The 20,096-nt window shown below is 58.0% G+C and carries 18 protein-coding genes and 1 tRNA gene; 14 read left to right on the top strand and 5 right to left on the bottom strand.

What is annotated here, in order from left to right; all coding sequences use genetic code 11:
• Positions 1 to 249 precede the first annotated feature (249 nt).
• Genes AZE99_RS15585 through AZE99_RS15575 form a run of 3 tightly spaced genes read right to left on the bottom strand, consistent with a single transcriptional unit; the run spans position 250 to position 3,291 of the window.
• Positions 250 to 1,179, bottom strand: coding sequence for a Vgb family protein (locus tag AZE99_RS15585; protein WP_067203033.1), 930 nt, complete (start codon positions 1,177 to 1,179; stop codon positions 250 to 252).
• A gap of 31 nt (positions 1,180 to 1,210) precedes the next feature.
• Complete coding sequence (locus AZE99_RS15580) at positions 1,211 to 2,212, bottom strand: MBL fold metallo-hydrolase (RefSeq protein WP_067203031.1); 1,002 nt, start codon at positions 2,210 to 2,212, stop codon at positions 1,211 to 1,213.
• A gap of 17 nt (positions 2,213 to 2,229) precedes the next feature.
• Entirely contained in the window at positions 2,230 to 3,291 is a 1,062-nt protein-coding gene (locus AZE99_RS15575) for an MBL fold metallo-hydrolase (protein ID WP_067203030.1), read from the bottom strand.
• A 211-nt stretch (positions 3,292 to 3,502) separates the two neighbouring features.
• On the opposite strand from AZE99_RS15575, the gene AZE99_RS15570 reads away from it, so the two are divergent.
• From AZE99_RS15570 to AZE99_RS15520, 11 genes are all read left to right on the top strand, one after another.
• Entirely contained in the window at positions 3,503 to 4,588 is a 1,086-nt protein-coding gene (locus tag AZE99_RS15570; protein ID WP_067203028.1) for a putative urea ABC transporter substrate-binding protein, read from the top strand.
• 42 nt (positions 4,589 to 4,630) lie between these two features.
• A complete protein-coding gene (locus AZE99_RS15565; RefSeq protein WP_067203026.1) occupies positions 4,631 to 5,446 on the top strand; it encodes an ABC transporter permease in 816 nt (271 codons plus the stop codon).
• The gene (locus AZE99_RS15560) at positions 5,443 to 6,261 is read left to right on the top strand and encodes an ABC transporter ATP-binding protein (RefSeq protein ID WP_082788416.1); all 819 of its coding nucleotides are present in this window, start codon (positions 5,443 to 5,445) and stop codon (positions 6,259 to 6,261) included. The genes AZE99_RS15565 and AZE99_RS15560 overlap by 4 nt, the downstream gene beginning before the upstream one ends.
• 13 nt (positions 6,262 to 6,274) lie before the next feature.
• Positions 6,275 to 6,763, top strand: coding sequence for a CopG family ribbon-helix-helix protein (locus AZE99_RS15555; protein WP_156472302.1), 489 nt, complete (start codon positions 6,275 to 6,277; stop codon positions 6,761 to 6,763).
• Entirely contained in the window at positions 6,760 to 7,584 is an 825-nt protein-coding gene (locus tag AZE99_RS15550) for an urea amidolyase associated protein UAAP1 (protein ID WP_067203025.1), read from the top strand. Before AZE99_RS15555 ends, AZE99_RS15550 begins: the two co-directional genes overlap by 4 nt.
• A gap of 20 nt (positions 7,585 to 7,604) precedes the next feature.
• On the top strand, positions 7,605 to 8,240 hold the full coding sequence (locus AZE99_RS15545; protein ID WP_067203023.1) for an urea amidolyase associated protein UAAP2: 636 nt from the start codon (positions 7,605 to 7,607) through the stop codon (positions 8,238 to 8,240).
• Positions 8,237 to 11,839 carry an urea carboxylase gene (gene uca / locus AZE99_RS15540; protein ID WP_067203022.1) on the top strand — a complete coding sequence of 1,201 codons (3,603 nt, stop codon included), beginning with the start codon at positions 8,237 to 8,239 and terminating at the stop codon, positions 11,837 to 11,839. The genes AZE99_RS15545 and uca overlap by 4 nt, the downstream gene beginning before the upstream one ends.
• The gene (gene atzF / locus AZE99_RS15535; protein WP_067203020.1) at positions 11,836 to 13,602 is read left to right on the top strand and encodes an allophanate hydrolase; all 1,767 of its coding nucleotides are present in this window, start codon (positions 11,836 to 11,838) and stop codon (positions 13,600 to 13,602) included. Before uca ends, atzF begins: the two co-directional genes overlap by 4 nt.
• Before the next feature lie 206 nt (positions 13,603 to 13,808).
• On the top strand, positions 13,809 to 14,801 hold the full coding sequence (locus AZE99_RS15530; RefSeq protein WP_067203018.1) for a sterol desaturase family protein: 993 nt from the start codon (positions 13,809 to 13,811) through the stop codon (positions 14,799 to 14,801).
• A gap of 116 nt (positions 14,802 to 14,917) precedes the next feature.
• On the top strand, positions 14,918 to 15,613 hold the full coding sequence (locus AZE99_RS15525; protein WP_197460215.1) for a hypothetical protein: 696 nt from the start codon (positions 14,918 to 14,920) through the stop codon (positions 15,611 to 15,613).
• Positions 15,614 to 15,781: 168 nt separating this feature from the next.
• Positions 15,782 to 16,702 carry a M14 family metallopeptidase gene (locus AZE99_RS15520; RefSeq protein ID WP_067203016.1) on the top strand — a complete coding sequence of 307 codons (921 nt, stop codon included), beginning with the start codon at positions 15,782 to 15,784 and terminating at the stop codon, positions 16,700 to 16,702.
• Positions 16,703 to 16,872: 170 nt separating this feature from the next.
• Here AZE99_RS15520 and AZE99_RS15515 read toward each other — a convergent pair.
• Positions 16,873 to 16,961: transfer RNA gene (locus AZE99_RS15515), tRNA-Leu, on the bottom strand.
• Between the two features lie 243 nt (positions 16,962 to 17,204).
• Between AZE99_RS15515 and AZE99_RS15510 the strand changes: the two genes are divergently transcribed.
• A complete protein-coding gene (locus AZE99_RS15510) occupies positions 17,205 to 17,474 on the top strand; it encodes a hypothetical protein (RefSeq protein WP_067203014.1) in 270 nt (89 codons plus the stop codon).
• Positions 17,475 to 17,491: 17 nt separating this feature from the next.
• Here AZE99_RS15510 and AZE99_RS15505 read toward each other — a convergent pair whose 3' ends face one another.
• On the bottom strand, positions 17,492 to 18,268 hold the full coding sequence (locus tag AZE99_RS15505; protein WP_067203012.1) for a zinc-ribbon domain-containing protein: 777 nt from the start codon (positions 18,266 to 18,268) through the stop codon (positions 17,492 to 17,494).
• Positions 18,269 to 18,466: 198 nt separating this feature from the next.
• Between AZE99_RS15505 and ftsE the strand changes: the two genes are divergently transcribed.
• Both ftsE and AZE99_RS15495 read left to right on the top strand, forming a co-directional pair.
• Complete coding sequence (ftsE, locus tag AZE99_RS15500) at positions 18,467 to 19,180, top strand: cell division ATP-binding protein FtsE (protein WP_067203010.1); 714 nt, start codon at positions 18,467 to 18,469, stop codon at positions 19,178 to 19,180.
• A gap of 12 nt (positions 19,181 to 19,192) precedes the next feature.
• Positions 19,193 to 20,089: a cell division protein FtsX gene (locus tag AZE99_RS15495; protein WP_067203008.1), complete on the top strand. Its 897-nt coding sequence runs from the start codon at positions 19,193 to 19,195 to the stop codon at positions 20,087 to 20,089.
• Positions 20,090 to 20,096 lie beyond the last annotated feature (7 nt).

Raw genomic sequence — 20,096 nt, 5'->3', positions numbered from 1 at the left:
GCGTCGTTCTCAATGGCGACACCACATACGATATAGATATTACCTAATGCGTCAAGAGTAATAACCATGGTTTGTTCGCATGTGCACAATAAAAATGTAAAACGCCGGAAAAGCGCGGTATTTCCAGCGTTTCTCGGGGCTCTTTCACACTGTTCCATGGCTCGCCGGAACGTTCGATTCCGCTTTTTCCAAAGCTCTGGAAAAAAGGGAATCGAATTCTGGCTGGCTGATGTTGGCGAGCGTGAGTCGCTATTCCGGTGCACTCTCGCCGGCGGTCCACCAGGAAAGCGTTTGCACGTCATGTGCAGAGGTCCAGATGCCGTCTGGCGTATAGCGAAGAGCGCCGCTACCTGCGGCTGCACCGGAGCGTGACAGGATTTCCATCGACTTCGCGTCGATTGCGACAAAAGTCTGATCCTCGGTCGTGCGCAGCCAGACCTTGCCGTCGCCCACATCAATGTCACCATATAGCAAGCTGTCGCCTACTTTCGTGCGGCCGGCAAGCGTAACAGTTTCCGGGTCTACCCGTGCAACCGTGCCGTCTCCTTGCTCCTGTACCCAGACTCCTCCTTCTCCAGCAGCCAGAAAACCGGGCTGTTTGCCAAGTTCGACCGTACCGGTCACCAAATTTGTTTCCGGATCAATCCGCTGCAGCAATTGCTTGTCGCTGCTGACAGCCCATAATGCATCATATCCGAATGCAAGAAAAAACGTGCCTTCAACAACTTCGACGGTTGCGATCACGGTGTTTGTTTCCGGATCGATGCGGGTGATTTTTCCTTCAGCGTCGCTCGGGACCCAGATTGATCCGGCGCCTGCGACCACGTTGGTTTCACCCTTGGGGTTGGCAATACCGGTTGGAATGATCGTTTCGATTTCCGCGGTCTCCATGTTGATCCGGTAGAGATTTGCATCTTCGCAATTTGCCACCCAGAGCGACCCGGAGGCTACCGCCATCGTTCCGCACGGGCGGGGAATTGTCACTGAAGCGAGCTTTTCTGCCGTTGACCATTGCTCGACCCGGCCATCATTGGTTGTCCACACCGTCTCTCCGTCAACCACCAGAAAATCGGCAAATCCGGGCACGTCCAATGCCTTTTCGGTAAAGCCCGCAGGTTGCGGCGCTTCAGGAGAACAGGCCGCAGTTAATAATAGCATCAAGGCAATTGAACGGTTCATGGAAATGCTCCTGCAAAAAGCCGATATTGGCTCAGGTGTAACGATAGGGGTTGGTGTCGATCGTGGTGGTGCTGCGCGTCTGGTTGCAAAGAAACACGGTGCCGGTGAAATATATTCCGGGCTCGGTGATTGTCAGCGCGTGGGCATAGGCCTCGCGCAGCTGCTGCACAGTCATCTCCACCGGAGCCTCATTCGGTTGATAGGTGAGCCCGTAGGGATAGTCTTCGTCGTCCTTGCTGATCTCGACGTGGCAACCCATCACATGGGAGACGGGATGCGTATCAACAAATTCGATCAGCCGCTTCATGCTGTCGAACCAGGGCTGCCAATAGGTGATATAACAGCGCCCGCGATAGAACATGTCGCCCGTGTAGAGAATCCGGGTATAGCTGTCATAATAAGCGAATTCCGAAACCACGTGACCGGGCGAACCCCAGATCAGAATTTCACGACCCCCCAGATCAAGCGTCACGCGCTCCTCCGGATAGTTGGTCATGCCCCAGAAGCCGACCATCTCCTCGTGGGTCAATCCCATATAGCGTGTGTTCGGCCGGTCGGCGAACTGATTGACCGCGGCATAGTGATCTGCATGAAGATGGCTGAAGGCAACCAGCAACTCGAGGCTTGCGGGGTCGCGGCCGTTCTGCTCGCACCATGTCTCGATACATTCGTCGACAACCGCCCGCAGGTCCCAGTCATTGCGCAACTGGGTAAAGCCTTCGTCGAGCAGCAGGACCCGGTCATTGCCGAAATAGAGTGGGGTGAACGGGGCTTCAAAGCTGTACGCCTTGTTCTGCCGCAATATCGCGGTGTGCGCGTTGTACCAGTGAACCTGAACCGGCGGATCGCTGTTGTCCATGCAGGATGGTGAACCGCATATCCAGCGTTTCGGAAAGCTGCCGGGAGCGGGCAGGTTACTGTTGAAATCGATCGGCCCAGGGCGCGGGGCAGCCAGTGCTGCCTCACTGAAGGTCGTAAGCGTAGCGCCAGCGACAACCGCTGCGTTATATGAAAGAAATGTGCGACGATCCATAAATTGTCTCTTTTGTTCTAGAATGGCCGGGGAGGGTCGATGTTGGGCACGCCATCGGGCCAAACTTTTGTCCGCTGATCAGGGCTGACTCCATTGAACAGCGCAAAATCAGGCCGGAGGAGCAATGTTTTCTTGCCCTGCACCTCGCGCGCATATTGCAGCGCTTCATCGATATGGGCAGGCTCCATTTGCAGAACGCGCTCATAAGGCTTGTAGGTCGCGAAACGCGGATAGAATTTGCCCGGCACAAACATCATCTCGACATGACCGCCAAGAATCCACTGGGGCGAGCGGTCGGACGCGAATTTTTTCAGCCGCTGCAAAGAAAACACATAATCACGATCATTGCCGATATTGATCTTGCCGGGAAAAAGCAGATCGCCGGTGAACAGGATTCGGCAATAGGGATCATAGAAGGTCAGCCCGTCCTTATGTGTCCCGGGGGTCGCAATTACCTCGATTATCCGGTCGCCAAGATCGATTGCACCAGTGCCCGACGGCCAGCTTGCCCGAAAGCCGTAATGTTGCTTCATCACATCAAGCGCTGTCGGTACGATGGTCGAGTCCGGCCGATCCGAAAATTGAACCAGTCCCTGATTCTGTGCGATATCTTCACCCGAGGTCAGGGCTATGGTCAGCGGCACCTTGCTACGCCCGCGCGCCTGGCCCCAGCGAGTAATGATCTTGTCCACCGTGTCCCGCAGGGGATAATGTCGCGCATTGGCGGTCGCACCGCTGTCGATCAGCAGGGCGCCCTTGTTGCCGAACAACAGATAGGTGAAGGGCGCTTCCCAGTGGACGCAGACATTCTGCCGCAGAACGAACGTGTCCTCGTTATATTGCACGACCTGTACCCGTGGATCACGGTTCTTGACCGCGACGTTGGAGCCATATGTCCAGCGAAAGGCCAGTTTGCCCGGAGCCGGACCATCACAGTGATAATTGTGCAAAACCGGCTCGGTGCGGTTCAGCGGCACAGCAGAATCGGTATTGCGAACCCCGGCGGGATTATAGTCCAAATCGGGATTGCCGTTGCCGGACAAGGTGGGATTGATCGTGTGTGTTCGCGCTTGCGGCATCGAATACTCCTGACAAAGGCTCCAGTACGGCGATTGCCGACTGCTTTCGATGCACACCCTCCCACGTCCTGCTTATGGCCCGGATCACATGATGATTCGGCCTCCGCATGTGGCAAACATACGAATATTACCAAACATATCAATAGTAATAAATTTAGATAGACACGGACTCATTTTACGGCAATGCTGCATCTGCGAAAGGAATCGAATCATGATCAACGGGATACGTCGCGCGGGGGCATTGGCAATGCTGGCATGTGCACTGATTGTAACGTCGTGCTCGCCAACGGCCAAGGAAACGGAGGCGCCACGCACTGAATTCAATATCGGCTGGTCTATCTACGCCGGCTGGATGCCTTGGCCATATGCGGAACAGGCCGGCATCGTTAAGAAATGGGAAGATAAATACGGAATCAAGATCAATATCGTTCAGGTCAACGACTATGTCGAATCCGTGAACCAGTATACTGCTGGCCAGCTTGACGGTGTCACCGTTGCCAATATGGATGCGCTCACCATCCCTGCTGCAGGTGGCAAGGACACCAGTGCCATTATCGTTGGCGACTATTCGAACGGTAATGACGGCGTGCTTTTGAAAGACGCCGACAGTCTTCACGCGATCAAGGGCAGGAAAATCAATCTCGTTGAGCTTTCGGTTTCTCATTACCTGCTGGCGCGCGCTCTGGATGCGGTTGGCCTGTCGATGACCGATGTCAGCACCGTCAATACCTCGGATGCGGATATAGCTGGCGCATTCCTGTCCAAGGATGTGACTGCTGCGGTCGCGTGGAACCCACAGCTGACCACTATGAAGCAGGCGCCAGGCGCGAAGCTGGTGTTTAGTTCGGCCAATATTCCAGGCGAGATTCTCGACCTCTTGGTTGTCGACACTGCAACGCTCAAGGCCAATCCAAAGCTCGGCAAGGCGCTCGCCGGAATCTGGTACGAAACGACCGCGCTGATGCAACAGCAGGACGAAGAAGGCAAAGCGGCACGAGCGGCGATGGCCGCACTCGCCGGCACGACGCCGGAATTATTCGAGGAACAGCTTGCAACCACTTTCCTTTATGCTGATCCCAAATCGGCAGTCGCGGCCACATCGGACAAGGCGCTGATCGAGACGATGACGCGGGTGCGTGACTTCAGCTTCTCGCAGGGGCTGTTTGGACAGGGCGCGCAGTCGGCGGACGCTATCGGCATGGCATTTCCGGGTGGAAAAACGCTGGGCGATGCAAACAACATCACCTTGCGTTTCGACGAGCAATATATGCAAATGGCCGTTGATGGGGCGCTTTAGTCTGTCGATAGATGGCAACAGAATGATCGGGATAGGAGAATCATGCGCTGGGTGAATCGCCGCATAAGCCGGAGCAATAATCTTCTTCTGGGCTCTGTTCCGATCCTGTTGCTGATATTGATCTACCTGCTGGCGGCCGCCGAGCGGCACGCGATCAATCCCAGCGACAAACTGCTCCCTCTGCCCGGTGCCATGGTTCAGGCTATGTGGGGGCTGATATTCGAGCCCGACCAGCTTACAGGACGGTTACTCTTCTGGGCGGACACGCTCGCCAGTCTCCAGCGTCTCGGACTCGGGCTTGGAATTTCCACCCTGTCGGCACTACTGGTAGGGCTGCTGCTCGGCATCCTCCCGCCGGTCCGCGCGACCTTCGGCATGTTGGTAACAGGCATCGCGGTCATCCCGCCGATTGCCTTGCTGCCCATATTGTTCATCGTCTTCGGTTTGGGGGAGGCCTCCAAAGTGGCGCTGATCGTCATCGGTATCGCGCCGTTCATGATTCGTGATATTGCTGCCCATATCGGAAGCTTGCCAAGAGAGCAGATCGTCAAGGCGCAGACGCTTGGTGCAAGCACCTGGCAACTGATCCTTCGGGTCGCGCTGCCCCAGGCGATGCCGCGGCTGATCCAGGCGGTGCGCCTGTCGCTGGGACCGGCCTGGGTATTCCTAATCTCTGCCGAGGCGATCGCATCCGATATTGGTCTCGGATATCGCATATTTCTCGTCCGTCGCTATCTCGCGATGGACGTGATTCTCCCTTATGTAGCATGGATCGCATTGATCGCAGTGACGATGGACTTTCTCCTCGCCCGCTCCAGCCGCAGCCTGTTTCCCTGGGCGCACGGGACAAGCCATTGAACACGGTGCTCAGCTTGCGAAACCTGTGGGTGGAATATGGCGACAAGGTGGTTCTGGAGCGCATCAACCTCGAGATTGAGGAAGGCTCTTTTGTTTCGATCATCGGACCTTCCGGGGCTGGCAAGAGCAGCCTGCTCCGGGTAATTTTGGGACAGGAAGCCCCGACCACCGGATCCATTCTGCTCGACGATGTACCGCTGAATCCCGAATGCGGGCCGGACCGCGGCGTCGTATTCCAACGCTACTCGGTATTTTCTCACCTGACGGTCCTCGGCAATATATTGTTCGGCCTTGAATGTGCCCAGGCACCGTTTACCGCGCGGCTATTCGGGGCGCGGCGGCGTACAGCGGTTGCGCAAGCGGAAGAGATGCTGGAGGCGGTTGGTCTGAGCGACAGCCTGCACCTCTACCCGGCGCAGATGTCCGGTGGTATGCAACAGCGTCTGGCGATCGCGCAGGCGCTGATCAAGCGACCCCGTATTCTGTTGCTCGATGAACCTTTCGGAGCGCTTGATCCGGGCATCCGGTCGGACATGCATGCTTTGATTACGCGGTTGTGGAATGAATATTCTCTGACTATAATCATGGTTACCCACGACATCCGCGAAGCGTTCTCGCTTGGAACCAGAGTTCTGGCCCTGGATAAATTGCGCCAGGATCCGCACGCCCCGCACCGCTATGGCGCATCTGTGGCCTACGATATTCCAATCGAGAAAAAGAATGTACTACCGGGCGATGTGGGCATCGGCGCGCTCAGTGATATCAGTGCCGAAACTGGAGGCAGTATTACTGTTGACACAACTAATAATAACTGAGAGGAACAACATCATGATCTCGGAACCCACCAAGCTAGCCCGGCTCAGCATGAGCCTTCCCGCAGAATTATTGCACCATCTTGACAATATGGTCGAAGAGCGCGGCCTGCCGTCTCGGTCCCAGCTGATGTCAGAACTGATCCGGCATGCGCTTGCAGAGCATGAGGCGCTGACCCGGCCTGAAGAAATGCTCGCGGGGACCATTACGCTGGTTTATCGCGGCGACCACGCAGGCGTGCGACAACAGCTCGCGACGACCCAGCTGCATTATTTGAAAGAGGTGATCTCTTCACAGCATGTGTTCCTTGAGGACGACCAGTCACTTGAAGTGCTGCTGGTACAGGGTCCTGCGGTGCGACTGGAGGGACTTTGCGATTCTTTGCGGCGCATTCGCGGGGTACATCAGCTGCGGCTTGTTACCACAACCGCCTTGCTGCCACCGCTTCACGAACAGGAAGAGGCAACGGAGAAGAACAGAAAGACCAGAGGCGTCGCGGCATGACCACGGCGCTCGCGGATCCCTTGGCGGCCCGCGACCATGCCCGCGCGATGGCGGGTACGATCGTGGACAGCATGCCGGTGCTGCCGCCGGTCGCCGACGATTTGCCAGACGATGTCGACGCCCAAGACTTGCTGTGGGAAGAGACTATAGCTGCGGGCGGCTATGCCTCCCGCAAGCTGGCGCGGGGATCGCGTTTGCGTCTCATAGATCTTGCAGGTGACGCCTGCGCCTCCGTCCTGATTTTCAACGCGGAAATGCCCTCCGAACGACTCAATGTCGCAGACACGGTGAAGGTGCAGTGGAACGCCTATCTCGATGCCGGCAAGTTGCTGCTCTCCGATATGGGCCGCGTAATGATGAGCATCTTGGCAGATGAGGCGGCTACCCATGACGCATTTTGCGGCACGTCAAACGCGGCAACCAACAGCGCCAAATATGGAGACGGCCGCAATAGCAGTGCCTTTCCCAACGGCCGTGACCGGCTTTTGCTGGGGTCGGCCAAACACGGGTTGCAAAGGCGTGATGTGCACCCGTGCATCAATTTTTTCAAAGGTACGCGGATCGAAGCGGACGGCACCATCACTCCGCTGGTCGGTCCTTTTGATGCAGCGCGTGAACTGGTCCTGCGCGCCGAGATGGACGTGATTGTCGTTATCGCCAATTGCCCGCATATTCTTGATCCACGCGAGAGCTGGACCGTTACCCCACTGCGTGTTTCAGCGTGGCGCGGAGCCGTGACACCGGAAGACGACCATATCCGCAACGCAACGCCGGAGGGCTTGCGCGCCTTTCAAAATGTCGAAGATTATTTCCGTCGCTAGGAAGGAATATTGGTCCAGCAATGACAGCCCCCCAAGGATTACAAGATATTTCCGGCACGATCCTTCACGATGAAATCGTGCCCGCTCGCGCGCCATGGCTACATCATCTCGCTGCGGGACAGACGCTTCATATCGTCGATCTGGAAGGCAATCAGGCGGTTGATTTCCTGCTCTATTCCACGGCAGACGATGCCGAGCGCTATAGCGCGCAAGATACTGTCGCAGCGCAAGCCAATCTCTTCCTCCGCACCGGCACCGTTCTGCTGTCGAACGAAGGGCGGGCGATGATGACCATCCTCGCCACTTCGGTTGATTACCATGATACGATCGGTGGTGCCTGTTCCTGCGAGTCCAATACGTTGCGCTACGGTCATCACACCAAGAGCCAGCATGCCTGTGTCGAGAATTTCCTCGAGGCCAATCTGACCGGGGGCCGCGGCAAGCGCGACATCGTTCCCAATATCAACTTCTTCATGAACGTGCCGGTTGAGGCAGACGGGGCGCTTGGGATTGTCGATGGTATCTCGGCTCCCGGACTCACGGTCGACCTGCGCGCGGAAATGGACATTACCGTGGTGGTGTCCAACTGTCCGCAGATCAATAACCCGTGCAACGGTTTCAATCCATCCCCGGTGCGAATGATCGTTACCGCATGAGTGTTGATACGGTTCTGATTGCCAACCGCGGCGCTATAGCCACCAGAATCATTCGAACAATACGCCGCATGGGGATGCGGTCAGTTGCGGTCTATTCCGAAGCGGATGCCGACTCCCTGCATGTATCCCAGGCGGATATGTCCGTCTGCATCGGCCCTGCCGCTGCGACAGAGAGCTATCTCGACATTGCCGCTATCCTCAAGGCCGCACGAGAGACCGGTGCCAGCTATATCCACCCCGGATATGGCTTTCTTGCGGAGAATGCCGAATTTGCCGAGGCATGCGCCGCGGCGGACATTGTTTTCATCGGACCGACGCCGGAAAACATGCGAACCTTCGGCCTGAAACACAGCGCCCGGGCATTGGCAACCGAACATGGCCTGCCACTTGCGCCCGGTACCGGCCTTCTGAATGACGAAGACGATGCCGCAAGCGCTGCAAATGAAATCGGCTATCCGGTCATCCTGAAAGCCACGGCTGGCGGCGGCGGCATTGGCATGCATATTTGCGAGGATGAGGCGGCCGTGCACAAGCACTGGGACAGCGTCGCTCGTCTCGGTGCCGGGAATTTCGGTGACGCCGGTGTGTTCCTGGAGCGCTATATCGCCCGCGCGCGCCATATCGAGGTGCAGATATTCGGCGACGGGACCGGTCGGATCATGCCGCTCGGCGAACGGGATTGCTCGTTACAGCGACGGAACCAGAAGGTCGTCGAGGAATCGCCTGCGCCGGATCTGCACGAGGATGTGCGGCGCAAGTTGATCGAGGCAGCGGTTCGCCTCGGCTCTGCCGCTCGATATCTCTCCGCCGGCACAGTAGAATTTCTGTTCGACGCCGAGCGGCAGGAATTTTTCTTCCTGGAAATGAACACCCGGCTACAGGTCGAACATGGCGTTACCGAAGAGGTGATGGACATTGATCTGGTCGAATGGATGATCCGCGGCGCAGCCGGCGACTTTTCCTTTCTGGATCGCGAGCCACCGGTATCAAGGGGCCATTCGGTGCAGGTCCGCCTTTATGCCGAGGACCCCGCGCTGGATTATCGCCCGACCACCGGGACAATTACCGCTATCGACTTTCCCGAGTCCATGCGTGCCGAGACATGGTGCACGGCGGGCAGCACGATCAGCGCCTGGTATGACCCGATGATCGCCAAGCTTATCGTTCACGCCGATACGCGAGAGGCCGCAATTGCGGCCATGCAAAATGCGCTCGACGAAAGCCGCGTGGACGGACTGGAGTCCAACCTGCGCTGGCTGCGCGCCGTTGTGCGGGACGAGCGGTTCGCGGCAGGTCAGGTCGCAACGAGATTGCTGGATACAATCGCCTATATACCGCACAGCATTCGGGTGGTTTCCGGTGGTACAGCGACCACGGTGCAGGACTGGCCGGGTCGCGTTGGTCTCTGGTCGGTTGGCGTGCCGCCCTCAGGCCCGATGGACGACCATTCCTTTCGCCTCGGCAACCAGCGGCTCGGCAATCCGGAAGGGACGGCGGGACTCGAAATTACCTTTACCGGCCCGACTCTCTATTTTACCGCGCCCGCACGCATCTGCATTACCGGCGCCGATTTTGGTGCCCGGCTGGACGATGCGCCGGTTGAACGGGGAATCCCGCTGGACATTGCCGCTGGCCAGACGCTCTCACTCGGCCGTGTTACCGGCGGCGGCATGCGCGGTTACATCCTGATTGCCGGTGGGCTCGACATTCCGCCCTATCTCAATAGCCGCAGCACGTTCGAACTGGGGCAGTTTGGCGGTCATGCGGCGCGAAAACTGGTGGCAGGCGACACGCTCCATCTGGCGGAAGCGGATGTCGGCATGCCTGCACCCCTGACCGAGATGACGGATTTCGGGAACCAATGGACCCTGCGTGTCCTATATGGCCCTCACGGCGCGCCGGACTTCTTCACCGACGACGACATCCGCGCGACTCTCGATGCCGACTGGCGCGTACATTACAACAGCAACCGTACCGGTGTTCGTCTGGTCGGACCCAAGCCGCAATGGGCCCGGGCCGATGGCGGCGAGGCGGGTCTGCACCCTTCCAATATCCACGACAATCCCTATGCCATCGGAGCGGTTGACTTTACCGGTGACATGCCGATCATTCTGGGCCCCGATGGACCCTCGCTTGGCGGTTTCGTCTGTCCGTTCGTGGTGATCGCGGCGGATCAGTGGAAGATCGGGCAGCTCGCTCCCGGCGATCGTCTCCGCTTTGTGCCTGTCACTCTCGACGATGCCAAAGCCGCCGATCGCGCTCCTCTGAACCTGACGGCAAATCCGTCCGGTGCCGGCGAGCCGAAGCGCGAGATCGCCAATCTTTCGCCGATCCTCGCTGACACGCCAGCCCAGGGACTGCGTCCGCGCACGGTTTACCGGCAGCAGGGCGACCGCAACATATTGGTCGAATATGGACCGATCGTCCTCGACATCGAGCTTCGCATCCGGGTTCATGCGCTGATGATCGAGCTCGAGAAACAGGCCTTGCCCGGCGTGATAGATATCGTGCCCGGCATCCGCTCCCTGCAGCTGCACTTCGATGACGATCTTCTCGACCAGCGCGGCGCGCTTGCCGCTCTCATGGAAGCCGATGATCAGCTCGGCGATCTGGAGGACTTCACAGTCCCTTCGCGGATCGTGCATCTGCCGCTCAGCTGGCGTGACCCGGCCACGCTGGAAACAATCGAAAAATATATGGCTGCCGTCCGCGATGATGCACCGTGGTGTCCGGACAATATCGAGTTCATCCGGCGCATCAACGGCCAGCCCGACGCGGATGCCGTCGAGGACATTATTTTTGACGCAAGCTATCTCGTAATGGGGCTGGGCGACGTCTATCTCGGTGCGCCCGTCGCCACACCGGTCGATCCCCGGCACCGGCTGGTAACCACCAAATATAACCCGGCCCGGACATGGACTCCGCCCAATGTCGTGGGAATCGGCGGCGCCTATATGTGCATCTACGGTATGGAAGGCCCGGGCGGCTACCAGTTGTTCGGCCGCACTATTCAGGTCTGGAATACCTATCGGCAAACCGATGCTTTTGTCGATGGCAAGCCCTGGCTGTTGCGCTTCTTCGATCAGATTCGTTTTTTCAGCGTAAGCCCGGAAGAACTGGTCGAATGGAGAAGAGATTTTCCCAATGGTCGCCGCTCCATCCAGGTCGAGAATTCGGAATTCCGGCTCGCCAACCATCGGGCCTTTCTGGCTGAAAATGCGGACTCGATCGAGGCTTTTGAGGCCACACGTCAGTCCGCCTTCGAGGCAGAACGTGCCCAATGGCAGAAAAACGGCGAATTTGACCGTGTCACCCAATTGGCTGAGGACCCCGCACTTGGCGCTCCCGTTGCTCCCGCGATCGAAGTGCCCGAGGGCACCGACCTGATCGAGGCCCCCTTCGGCGGAAGCGTATGGAAGCTCATGGTAGCGGAAGGTGACGAGGTAAAGGCCGGGGACGTTATCGCGGTGATCGAGGCAATGAAAATGGAAAGCCCGCTGGAAAGTCCGGATAATGGCACGATCGCGGCGCTTTATATTCGCGAGCGCCAGTCGCTGGAACCCGGCGCGCCGATGCTGGCTTTGAGGAGACACCAATGACCAAGCTTGACCGCCAAAATCCCACGGTGATAGCATCGGCGGTAAATAGCGGGAAAACAAGCGCGCTGGCAGTGGCGCAGGAAACGCTTGTCCGGCTTGACGCTTATGACGCGATTCAGCCGCAAATATGGATCAGCCGCGCTGCGCCCGCCGACATGCTTGCCGCAGCCCGCGACGTTGATGCCCGTATTGGAGCGGGCGAGCAGCTTCCGCTGGCCGGCGTGCCCTTTGCGGTAAAGGACAATATTGACGTAGCGGGATTTGAGACGACGGCCGGCTGTCCGGCCTACGCCTATTCACCCGCCGGCTCTGCGACCGTGGCTGCTAAGCTGCTCGAGGCGGGAGCCATTTGCGTCGGTAAAACCAATCTTGATCAATTCGCCACCGGCCTTGTCGGCACACGCAGCCCCTATGGTATCCCCTGGAACGCTTATAATCTCGCCTATGTCAGCGGCGGATCGAGCTCGGGCTCGGCGGTCGCGGTTGCGGCGGGTCTCGTCGGCTTTGCGCTTGGCACCGATACCGCGGGTTCCGGACGGGTGCCGGCGGCTTTCAACCATCTCGTCGGTCTCAAACCGACCAAGGGCCGCTGGAGCACAGAGGGGCTCGTGCCCGCATGCCGTACCATCGACTGCATCACGGTGTTCACCGATACTCTGCCGGATGCACGGCTGGTGGATGACGTGCTCGCGGGCTTCGACTCGGCGGATCCCTATTCGAAACCATTGGCTGACCGTTCGATCAAGCCAAAGCGCATCGGCGTCCCCCGCCGCGATCAGCGGGCCTGGTTCGGTGACAGCCAGTCCGAATATCTATATGATGAAGCGGTCGCCCGGTTGGCGACAGATGTTGAAATCATCGAGCTGGACATATCACTCCTCAACGAAGCGGCGAGTCTCCTTTACAATGGTCCATGGGTTGCGGAACGAACGGCCGCCATCCAGGATCTGCTGGCCAGCAATCCCGATGCGATTCACGAGACCGTGCGTCAGATTGTGGAGCCCGGTTTGAGCAAGAGCGCCGTTGATGTGTTCAACGGCATGTACCGGCTGGCTGAACTCAAACGCCAGGCGGACGGACTGTGGGACGAGGTCGACCTGCTCGCCTTTCCCACCACAGGCACGACTTATCGCGTTGCGGAACTGCTGGCGGCGCCGATCGCCTTGAACAGCAATCTCGGTTTCTACACCAATTTCGTAAATCTGCTCGACATGGCAGCAGTCGCTGTGCCCGCTGGCATCCGTTCGAACGGGACCGGCTTCGGTATCACTTTGATCGGTCCTGCCGATAGCGATCAGGCCCTGCTTGACGCAGCCGAAAATTATCTCGCGGTAGCAGAACTGCCCGCTCCGCCTGCACTTGACCTGGAGGGAAAAATGGAAAGCGTGAAACTTGCCGTCGTCGGCGCTCATTTGAAAGATATGCCACTGCATTGGCAGCTGACCTCGCGCGACGCCGTGTTCGTCGGTGCCTTCGAAACCGCTCCCACCTATCGCCTTTACGCGATCGCCGACAGCGTCCCGCCCAAACCGGCGCTGGTGCATAGTGAGGATGGTGTAGCCATCAAGGTAGAAGTCTACGAGCTCGACGTCACTGCCTTCGGCAGCTTCGTGGCGGAAGTTCCAGCCCCACTCGCAATCGGCACAGTTACTTTGGCTGACGGCAGCAGCGTCAAGGGCTTTGTTGCCGAATCCCGGGCAACAACAGGCGCGCAGGATATTACCGTTCTCGGCGGCTGGCGCGCCTTTATCGATGCGAAATAGCATTTTTTTTAGCCGCCAATCGAAGGAAAATTGATCCACCAAAAATCGTCCAAATATTACGCTTGACGTATTTGATAATATCAATACCATGAGACGCACGGCAAAAAAAATTGTTCACAGGAGAGACACTGCAATGCCGGGCCGGTTTCGGGCTCGGGCAGTAGCTATTCTTGGGCCTTGGCCCTCAGGCAAATGAGGTAGGTGGTATGAACGGAGTTCGGGTAGGAAACAGGATTATTGGGGCGGACGCGCCGGTCACTGTCGGATGGGAAAATATCGGCAGGGTGGAAGGCGGCCCCACCAAGCAATTCATCTTCACATATTTCCAGCCCACTGTGCTCTTCGCCGTTCTCGCCTTCTGGTATTATGCACCCAATTCCATTGCTGTAGCATCGACGGCCATATGGCTCGGGATCAGTTTCAAGCTATTCCTGCTGGGACTTGAATGGGTCAACCCGCGTTACGATAGCTGGCGTCTTACCTGGAAGGAATGTGCCACGGACCTTTTCTATGTCGGGTTAGGCTATACGCTGCTCCGCATGGTCGACAATTATATCGGTGACGGGGTCATGATCGAAGCCATCCAGAGCTCGTTTGACTGGGATAAATTCTCATGGTTTACCGAATTGCCGCTGCTCGTGCAGGCCCTCCTGATCTCGCTGATATTCGAATTTGGTCAATATTGGATGCATCGCGGCATGCATAACTGGTATCCGCTTTGGCTGACCCATGCTCCGCATCACTACATCACCCAGTTGAACATCAACAAGGGTGCTGTCGGCAATCCTATTGAGCTGTTCCTGATCGGCCTGGGGATCGGCGGTTTCTTCGATTTCATCCCGCGCGCCTTTCTGCTCGCAGGCGCGATCGGGCTGACGGTCGGCGTTTACCAGCACATCAATGTTCGCTTCAATTCGCCGCGATGGTGGCGGTTTCTGTTCAACACTACCGAGCATCACAGCGTACATCACTCCCAGGACTATGAAGCCACCCGCAGCAATTATGGCGCCAGCTGGATCATTTTCGATCGTCTCTTCGGCACCTGTGTCGATGGCGAGGCGGAATTGCTCGGAATGGAAGGCGGGCGCCGGATGCCGATCAACGAGACCATGACCTTCCCGTTCACCGAAGGCTATAAGTCCGTGAAGGCCCGGATCCGCGACCGTCGGCAGCCACCAACTGCCATACCGGCCGAATAGTTTATCATTTTGCTCCTGCCCGGAATGATTTTCTCTCGGCATGGGTCATATTTGCCACTGAGCGGCGCGAAGCGGCGGGCTTTTGTGCTTCCCGGAACATGCTGGAGGAATTGTAAGTGAAATTGCCTTTCATCGACCGGATCTGGCGCGTGAAGGGCTCACTGCCCCTCGATATGTCTCTGTCCCCGGCACAAGCTTTCGACAAGCTTGATCCGTTGTTCCAGGCGAACGGAACGGACTGCGAGATCGAAGGCGATTCGCTGACATTCAACAAAACCAATCCTGCCGCGCAGGACAAGCTGGCCACGTTCACACGCGGCACGCTGACGATTGTTGAGCGAGAAGGGCGCTCGGTGCTCGCATATGACCTGACCAGCCCCGCCTTGCTGGCCTGCTTTCTGGCCCCGCTGCTGTTTCTGGCCCTGGGACAGGCTAATGTCGCCATTGGCGAATATGAAAAAGCGAAAGCGGAAGCCGCAGAAAAGTCCGGAAAGGACACCGACAAATCGAAAGAGGATGACGAGGTGGACAAAGACGTGAAGTTGCACTGGTTCGACGCAGCCATGGGCGCCCCCGCGCCGGACAAGCCCGACAAAAAGAAAAAAGAGAAAGAAAAAGAAGAGGAAAAGGAAAAAAAGCACTCGCCCAAGACCGCCTATATTCTGGCAGCGATTTTTGCGACGCTCTATGTCGTTGGGCGAATACTCGAGCCATGGCTGATCAAGTCCATCTTTCGCAAGAAATTGTCCGCCATGCCGCCAGCGGGCGACACAAGCCCTGGCGGCCAGACCAAGACGCAGCACTCCGGTTGATCACAAAGCCTCTTTGGCAACCCGGTGTACTCATTGGCCATCACATCGGCTGTCAGGAAGCCATCAACCCCTGTCATTTCTCCTCCACTGGCACTAAGTTGAAATTGGTTCGGCATTGATAGCGCAACTGCCGAACTGTGATTTGCCAATTTAGCCAGTGAGACCAGAATGAATAGCTCCCCCTTTTATCCGATCGGTATTCCGGGCCAGCCATGGGACGAGGATGAGCGGAAGCAATGGCGGGCCAGTCAATCTGTTGAGCGTCGATATGCCGAGGACGTGGTGCCGCGGATCGAGGCACTGGCCGACCGGTTCGAAATCCTCCCTTATGGCCAACTTGATTACGCTGACGAAACATACCCACTGTTCGCTCTCCGCAACGGTCCCCGAGACCCCGCTCTGCCCACGGCTCTCGTGACTGGCGGAGTCCACGGATATGAAACGAGTGGCATAATGGGCGCTCTTGAATTTCTCGAAACGCGGGCCGCCGACTATGCAGGAAAAGCCAATCTTCTGGTAGCAGCCTGCGTGAGCCCTTGGGCTTACGAGCGCGTCAATCGCTGGAATTATGACGCATTGGATCCCAATCGCAACTTCAAAGCAAATAGCGAAGCGATTGAGTGCTCCGCGCTGATGGGGTTGATTGCCTCGCAGACCGGACCGTATCTTTTGCATATCGATCTGCATGAAACAACCGACAGCGACGAGACCGAATTTCGGCCCGCCTTGGCTGCGCGAGACGGCAATAGCTATACGCCCGGGGCTGTGCCCGATGGATTCTATCTGGTTGACGACAAGGAAAACCCGCAACCTGCCTTCCAGCAGGCCATTATTTCGGCGGTCGAAAATGTAACGCACATCGCGCCGCCAGATGAAAATAACATGATCATAGGCTCGCCCGTCGTCGCTGATGGCGTGATCGAATATCCGCAAGCCAAAAATGCCATGTGCGGTGCCATTACCGATGCCCGGTTCAGGACAACAACCGAAGTCTATCCGGACAGCGCCCGCGTGACGCCCAGGGAATGTAACAACGCGCAAGTGACTGCCATATGCGCGGCACTGGATTTCGCGCTCGCTCACAGGTGAGCCGGACGGAATAGCTGCTGCAGCAGGCCTGTGAACGTGCTTTCCGGCGCAATCCCCCGTTTATGCCGGTGCCTCGCCAATGCCACGGGTTAAGCCATCGCGATGATCGCTTCTGGCTTGGCGATTCGGCCTGCGCCGCAAGGGCGGTTGTCTTGATAAAAAATCCGAAATGGTGCGGTCGAGAAGACTCGAACTTCCACGGGGTATTAACCCCACAGCGACCTCAACGCTGCGCGTCTACCAATTCCGCCACGACCGCACTGTCTCTAGCTTGGGACAGCTAAGTCCCGGGTAGGCGCGTGCCCTTAGCAAAGGGGTATCCCAGCCGCAACTGATATTCGTCACCACCCGGCTGTTCCGTTAACCGGCAGGACGGATTTGTCCCGCAAAAGCACAGGATCAGCCGTCACGGCCATCATATCGATAAAAATATCGCCAGATGAGGCTGTTAACCCATAATCGGTCTTGTCCGCTCCGAAAGGCCCGGCTTTACTCTGGCGAAATGGACAGTCTGCTGCTCTTCATGCTTTTTCTCGCTGGAGCGCCAGACCGGCCTTCGATCGACGCGCCCAGCGGTCATGCGCGGGTGCAGGCGATGGCGAGTGCCCGAATCCTGCGTGGAGAAGCGATTGATTTCAACATGCAGACCACCCGGCGCGGCGGGCAGGCCATCGCGGATGGGGGCCAGATATTCCAGATTGCCACGGCCCGCTCGACGACCGAGGTCAAAAGCGCGGACGGTGGCATGATTCGGCTGCAGGAATTTTACTGACCGGCCGGATGGCGCAGTCAGTCCCTGCTGTTATCAGCCCAACCTACTTCCAGCTGGCTGGCGCCGCGGGGCACGTCCAGCTTGGCTTCGTTGAAATTGATCTTTGCTCCGGGGGCGAGCGATTGCGCCGGGGCTTTCATTTTCCAGCTGTAGACAATCCGGCCTCCGGCATCGCGCAGGATCACCAGCATGGGCGGGACCGACTGGTCTACGGTGGTGGGATTGATGATCGTTCCGCTGGCGGCAAAATATTCGGTGCCGTCTGGCAGGGTCCGGCGGTCCTGTTTCTGGCTCAGTTCGATGAGCAGAGGAGTCGCTTCGGTCGAGGCGAACTCATAGTCGGAAATCCATTGTGGCGGTCCGAAGACATAGAGTGCGGCGCCCGAAGCCAGTACCAGCGCGGCAAAGGCGATGGCAGCCATTGTCCAGAGTTTCGCTGGATTCCGGCGGGGCTTGAACGGCGGCTCGTGCGCAAAGCTGCTTTCGCCGGCGGAATAGCCGGGTGTGACGGAAATCGGCGGCGGCGGGGCTGAACGGGTGACTGGCGAGGCAGGCGGGGTTGGTACCCAATTCCGATCAGCGACAGTTGCCGGTTCGGGAACTGCCGGCGCCTGTCCCACAGGACTGGCCTCGACCAATTCCCTTTCCGGAACGGCCGGTTCCATTTCCGGAATGGCGGCTTCCTGGAACCAGCTATGCCGACAGGAAGCGCAGCGCACCGAACGGCCATTGGGTCCAATGGCACTGTCGGGTACGAGATAACGTGTTTTACAAGCCGGACAATTCAAAATCATGACGCCCCCTCTAAACACGCCATGACCGCAAACTGCAAGTGGCTGCTTAACCGATTTGAGACCGAAGACGGTTTTTGCGCGTTTTCCTGCCAAATTGATTGTTGCTGCCTGACAGCGGAGTTGATTTGAAGGGTCTTCCCGGCCTATTGGTTGCGCGACCGGGCAATATTTCGCCGCGATATTGGAATGTAGAGCATAATGGACGAAATTGTTCGATTTGAAAATGTCGGTTTGCGCTACGGTGCAGGCGCAGAAACACTGGCCGATCTCAACTTCACCCTATTTCCGGGCAGCTTCTATTTTCTCACCGGTGCATCGGGCGCAGGGAAAACATCGCTGCTCAAGCTGCTCTATCTGTCACAACGCCCCAGCCGAGGCGTCATCCGCCTGTTTGGCGAAGATGCAGTAACCATGCCGCGCGAGCGTCTGCCCGGTTTTCGTCGCCGTATCGGTGTGGTTTTTCAGGATTTCCGTCTCGTCCCGCATCTGTCGGCATTCGACAATATCGCGCTGCCGCTGAGGGTTGCCGGGGTCCGCGAAAAGGATCTCGAGATACCGGTTACGGAGATGCTCGATTGGGTTGGTCTCGGGGATCGGGCTTCCGCCCGGCCAGCGACGCTCTCGGGTGGCGAACAACAGCGCGTGGCTATTGCTCGGGCGGTGATTGGCAGGCCGGAAATATTGGTGGCCGACGAACCGACCGGCAATGTCGACCCCGACATGGCGATCCGGCTGCTGCAGCTGTTCGAGGCGCTCAACACACTTGGCACGACCATCGTCGTAGCGACCCATGACATCCATTTGCTCAGCAAGATCCCGGGCGCGCAGATGATGCGGCTGGAAAAAGGCATGCTTGCCGATCCGACCGGGTCGCTGCGCCATCCGCCGCTCCCCAAAGCCCAGTTGCAATAGGTCGCAAGGGGCATGTTCAAATTTTTTGCCATTCCCGGTCATGACCGGCGCCTGATACCGGAAGGCCGCTTGTCCGGACCGATGCCGTGGGTCATAGCGATCATGATTTTCCTTACCGTTCTGGCGGCAGCAGCCGGGCTCGCGATGACGCGCGCGATGGGCGATGTGTCGGATGAACTGTCCAGCCGGGCGACGGTACAGATTATTGAAGCCAATCCGGACAGCCGCAACCGTCAGGCCACAGCCGCTGCCGAGCGCTTGCGCGCGCTGCCGCTCATCGAAGAGGTCCGGGTGCTGCCGCCCGAGGAGATCGAGGCGCTGATCGAACCATGGCTTGGTGCCCAGGATCTGGCCGACGATATACCGCTTCCGGCGCTGATTGATCTGAAACTGACCCGGGCGGGCACCAGTGCAGAATATCAGTCGCTGCGCAGCGCGCTGCAGCCGATCGCACCGGGAGCCCGCGTAGAGCCGAGCAGCGGCTATATCGCACCGGTCATTTCCCTAGTGCGGTCCTTTCAGTGGATTGCCTTTGGCCTGGTCGGCCTGCTTGCCCTGGCGACCGGAGCCGCGGTGATCATTTCGGCGCGATCGGCGCTCAACACCCATAGTGAAACCATCGCGGTCGTGCATTTGCTCGGCGGCACCGATCAGCAAATCAGCCGATTGTTCCAGCGGCGCATTGCTCTGGACGCGCTGCTCGGCGGATTGATCGGTCTGGCCGGCGGGGCAGCGATCATCTGGTTGATCAGCATACAATTGACCGCTCTGGGTTCCGGACTGGTGCAATCAATCGGTCTCGACTGGTGGAGCTGGTTGATAATTGCCGTCATTCCGATATTGGGAATGTGCCTTGCCATGATAACCGCCAAGCTGACGGTTATCGGCGCCCTGAAAAAGATATTATAGCCCCGCT

The organism is Sphingorhabdus sp. M41, assembly GCF_001586275.1.
Taxonomy (GTDB): domain Bacteria; phylum Pseudomonadota; class Alphaproteobacteria; order Sphingomonadales; family Sphingomonadaceae; genus Parasphingorhabdus.
This window is presented reverse-complemented; position numbering and strand designations above follow the sequence as displayed.

Bases quoted from the DNA above. Each gene is read 5' to 3' on its own strand.
- AZE99_RS15585 (WP_067203033.1), bottom strand. From the start codon at position 1,179: ATGAACCGTTCAATTGCCTTGATGCTATTATTAACTGCGGCCTGTTCT.
- AZE99_RS15580 (WP_067203031.1), bottom strand. From the start codon at position 2,212: ATGGATCGTCGCACATTTCTTTCATATAACGCAGCGGTTGTCGCTGGC.
- AZE99_RS15575 (WP_067203030.1), bottom strand. From the start codon at position 3,291: ATGCCGCAAGCGCGAACACACACGATCAATCCCACCTTGTCCGGCAAC.
- AZE99_RS15570 (WP_067203028.1), top strand. From the start codon at position 3,503: ATGATCAACGGGATACGTCGCGCGGGGGCATTGGCAATGCTGGCATGT.
- AZE99_RS15565 (WP_067203026.1), top strand. From the start codon at position 4,631: ATGCGCTGGGTGAATCGCCGCATAAGCCGGAGCAATAATCTTCTTCTG.
- AZE99_RS15555 (WP_156472302.1), top strand. From the start codon at position 6,275: ATGATCTCGGAACCCACCAAGCTAGCCCGGCTCAGCATGAGCCTTCCC.
- AZE99_RS15550 (WP_067203025.1), top strand. From the start codon at position 6,760: ATGACCACGGCGCTCGCGGATCCCTTGGCGGCCCGCGACCATGCCCGC.
- AZE99_RS15545 (WP_067203023.1), top strand. From the start codon at position 7,605: ATGACAGCCCCCCAAGGATTACAAGATATTTCCGGCACGATCCTTCAC.
- uca (WP_067203022.1), top strand. From the start codon at position 8,237: ATGAGTGTTGATACGGTTCTGATTGCCAACCGCGGCGCTATAGCCACC.
- atzF (WP_067203020.1), top strand. From the start codon at position 11,836: ATGACCAAGCTTGACCGCCAAAATCCCACGGTGATAGCATCGGCGGTA.
- AZE99_RS15530 (WP_067203018.1), top strand. From the start codon at position 13,809: ATGAACGGAGTTCGGGTAGGAAACAGGATTATTGGGGCGGACGCGCCG.
- AZE99_RS15520 (WP_067203016.1), top strand. From the start codon at position 15,782: ATGAATAGCTCCCCCTTTTATCCGATCGGTATTCCGGGCCAGCCATGG.
- AZE99_RS15510 (WP_067203014.1), top strand. From the start codon at position 17,205: ATGGACAGTCTGCTGCTCTTCATGCTTTTTCTCGCTGGAGCGCCAGAC.
- AZE99_RS15505 (WP_067203012.1), bottom strand. From the start codon at position 18,268: ATGATTTTGAATTGTCCGGCTTGTAAAACACGTTATCTCGTACCCGAC.
- ftsE (WP_067203010.1), top strand. From the start codon at position 18,467: ATGGACGAAATTGTTCGATTTGAAAATGTCGGTTTGCGCTACGGTGCA.
- AZE99_RS15495 (WP_067203008.1), top strand. From the start codon at position 19,193: ATGTTCAAATTTTTTGCCATTCCCGGTCATGACCGGCGCCTGATACCG.